The organism is Sphingomonas sp. 66-10, from assembly GCF_001897045.1.
Lineage (GTDB): Bacteria > Pseudomonadota > Alphaproteobacteria > Sphingomonadales > Sphingomonadaceae > Sphingomonas > Sphingomonas lycopersici.
Genome location: NZ_MKRR01000024.1, coordinates 1 through 2,723, shown reverse-complemented (window position 1 = coordinate 2,723; position 2,723 = coordinate 1). Strand labels below are relative to the sequence as shown.

Annotated in this window: 4 protein-coding genes and 1 pseudogene; 1 reads left to right on the top strand and 4 read right to left on the bottom strand. The window is 65.8% G+C overall.

The features are described from left to right. From BGN95_RS03050 to BGN95_RS03035, 4 genes are all read right to left on the bottom strand, one after another. On the bottom strand, positions 1–1,127 hold a 1,127-nt coding region (locus BGN95_RS03050; RefSeq protein ID WP_286771571.1), incomplete at its 3' end, for a copper resistance system multicopper oxidase. Between the two features lie 67 nt (positions 1,128–1,194). After that, entirely contained in the window at positions 1,195–1,761 is a 567-nt protein-coding gene (locus tag BGN95_RS03045; RefSeq protein WP_030541625.1) for an RNA polymerase sigma factor, read from the bottom strand. After that, on the bottom strand, positions 1,758–2,195 hold the full coding sequence (locus BGN95_RS03040; protein ID WP_025550099.1) for a periplasmic heavy metal sensor: 438 nt from the start codon (positions 2,193–2,195) through the stop codon (positions 1,758–1,760). Before BGN95_RS03040 ends, BGN95_RS03045 begins: the two co-directional genes overlap by 4 nt. Then, entirely contained in the window at positions 2,195–2,467 is a 273-nt protein-coding gene (locus BGN95_RS03035; RefSeq protein WP_007406394.1) for a hypothetical protein, read from the bottom strand. The genes BGN95_RS03040 and BGN95_RS03035 overlap by 1 nt, the downstream gene beginning before the upstream one ends. 133 nt (positions 2,468–2,600) lie before the next feature. On the opposite strand from BGN95_RS03035, the pseudogene BGN95_RS27085 reads away from it, so the two are divergent. Beyond that, a pseudogene (locus tag BGN95_RS27085) lies at positions 2,601–2,723 on the top strand (copper resistance protein CopC); the annotation flags it as partial.

The window sequence follows — 2,723 nt, the reverse complement described above, 5'->3', positions numbered from 1 at the left end:
GGCATCGAGGACATGTCCATGCCCATGTCCTTCATGTCGGCGAGCGGCCGTTTGCGTAAGGGGGGAACCTCGCCGGCCATGCCGGCGCGCGGCGCGAGCGTGGCACGCGCCATGCCCGAGCGGTCGATCGCCTCGCCGACAAGGGTGTAGGCCTTGTCATCGCCTGGGCTGACAACGACGTCGTAGGTCTCGGCAACACCAATCTGGAACTCGTCGACGGTGACCGGCACCACATTCTGCCCGTCGGCCTGGACGATGGTCAGCGGCAGGCCGGGGATGCGGACGTTGAAGGTGGTCATCGCCGACGCATTGATGACCCGCAGCCGCACCCGTTCGCCCGGGGTGAAGAGCGCGGTCCAGTTGTCCATCGGACCATGGCCGTTGACGAGATAGGTGTAGGTGGATCCGGTCACATCGGAGATGTCGGCCGGGTCCATCCGCATCTGGCCCCAGTCGAGCCGGTCCTTGAGCGGCTGATCCTTGCCCGACAGGAGCCCGGCCAGGGTCTGGCGCTGGAAATTGAAATGGCCGGGGTTGACCTTGAGGCGCCGGAAGATCGCCTGCGGCGAGAGCGCGCTGTGATCGGCGAGCACGATGACATGCTCGCGGTCATAGGCGACCGGATCGGCACCGGCGGGATCGATGATGATCGGGCCGTAATGGCCTTCCTGTTCCTGCAGGCCTGAATGGCTGTGGTACCAGTAGGTGCCGCTTTGCACGACGGAGAACTGGGAGAGGTAGTTCGAGCCCGGCTTGATGCCCGGAAAAGACACGCCCGGCACACCGTCCATATTGGCCGGCAGGATCAGCCCGTGCCAGTGGATCGAGCTGTCCTCCTCCAGCTGATTGATGACGTTGAGCCGCACGCGCTGGCCTTCGCGCAGCCGGATGAGTGGCGCAGGGACCGTGCCGTTGACGCCGATTGCCCGGAACTGGCGACCATCGATGCTCATCGACTGCCGGGCGATCGTCAGCGTGATGTCTTCGCCCGACACGGTCGGCAGCGTCGGCCGCATCCCCGGCGAGATCGTCTGCGCCCAGGCCGGCAGCCAGGCTGACAAGGCGGCGCCGCCACCGGCGAGGGCCGCGCCGCGAAGGAACTGGCGGCGGTCGAGAGCAGAAATCATTCGGTTTGTCTCAGCTTGCGGAAAGAGGGCGGGCCTACTGGAAATACGCAGCCCGCCCGCGTGCCCCTCAAACTTTCTTCAAAATTTCCGCGAGGCGCGCCCGGGCGCGGTAGAGGCGTGTTTCGACCGCCTTCTGGGAGATGCCGAGAATCTCGGCGGTTTCGGCTTCCGATTTCTCATCGATCGTCCGCAAGACGAGCGTGTCCTTGAGCGATGCGGGCAGGGCGGCGATCGCTTTCATGGCCTCTGCCAGCTGCTGCTCGGCGCCGATCGCCTGGTCGGGTAGTGGCGCCTCGTCGACGACATGTTCGGCTTCCCCCAGCGCCAGCGCGTGGGAGAAGAAGTTGCGGACCGCGCGGCGGCGGCGCCAGTCATGGCATTTGTTGATGACGATCCGCGACATCCAGACCGGAAAAGGTCGCGCAGCGTCATAGCGGTTGAGTGCGGCGAAGGCGGCGACGAAGCTCGCCTGGGTCACGTCGAGCGCTTCGTCGCGGTTCCCGACATGGCTGCGCACGAGGCGGTGCACCCAGCCCTGATGCCGGCGGACCAGCTCGCCATAGGCCGCTTGCCGGCCTCCAAGCGCCAGAGCCGCGAGCTCCCCGTCCGAGCAGTCGGGGAGGCACGCGGTCATTTGGACTTGGCCGTCAGCGCTTTCACCACGGCGTCGTCGAACTTGTCCGTCTGATCCGGGCGCAGCACGGCCCGCATCGCGAAGATATGCTCGAGTGTTTCCTTCTGCAGCGCGCCCATCGCCTGGTGCGAGCGATCCACCGCCCCTGCAACCCGAGGACCATAGCCATGCTCCGCCTCGATCGCCTCGGCGAGCCGCGCGTTATCGGCGCGCAGTTCGGCCTCCAGTGCCTGACGCCGGATCGCATAGTTCTTCTCGATCGTCTCGAGACGGCTATGTTGCGCGGTGTCCAGCTTCAGATCGCGATGGAGCAGGTCGTGCAACTCATTTTCGACCGGGCGCACCGGAACCACATAGACGCGGCCGATGACCACACCGGCGATCGCCGCGGCAAAGGTCAGCAGGACGAGGAGCAGGAGCCGGCGGTCGCGCATCATTGTGAACTCAGCAGCGTCGAAGGAGCGAGCGCGAGCCGCGCGTCAAAGGGCGATATCGGCCCGGCTTCGGTCGACCGCACAGGCACGGCCGAGCCGGCAATTCCCAGGAACAAGGCTGCTGCCGCGGCGATACCGAATGTCGTGGCGCTCAGGCGGGGCATGGCCTGGAGCCGGGCGATCTCGGCCATGACGCGGCTGTCCAGCCCGGCAAGCCGGGGATCGAGCGGCGCTTCCCGCAACCGGCTGAGCATGTCGTCGAGGTGGTCCATGATGTTTCTCCGTCTTCTCTTCACAATACGCATTCTGGCCCACGACCCCTTGGCTCGGAACAGAAAAGAAATTTGAGAGGGGTGCAGGCTGCAGCTGCGTATTCTCTCATGTCACTGACAGGAGAATGTCCAAATGCGCTTCTTTTCGCCGCTCGCAGCCATCGCCGCCGTCGGCCTGAGTGTTTCGGCTCCGGCCTACGCCCATCCCAAGCTCGTGTCCTCGACGCCCGCCGCCAACGCCAGCGTCCCGGCGCCG

Bases quoted from the DNA above. Each gene is read 5' to 3' on its own strand.
- BGN95_RS03040 (WP_025550099.1), bottom strand. From the start codon at position 2,195: ATGCGCGACCGCCGGCTCCTGCTCCTCGTCCTGCTGACCTTTGCCGCG.
- BGN95_RS03045 (WP_030541625.1), bottom strand. From the start codon at position 1,761: ATGACCGCGTGCCTCCCCGACTGCTCGGACGGGGAGCTCGCGGCTCTG.
- BGN95_RS03035 (WP_007406394.1), bottom strand. From the start codon at position 2,467: ATGGACCACCTCGACGACATGCTCAGCCGGTTGCGGGAAGCGCCGCTC.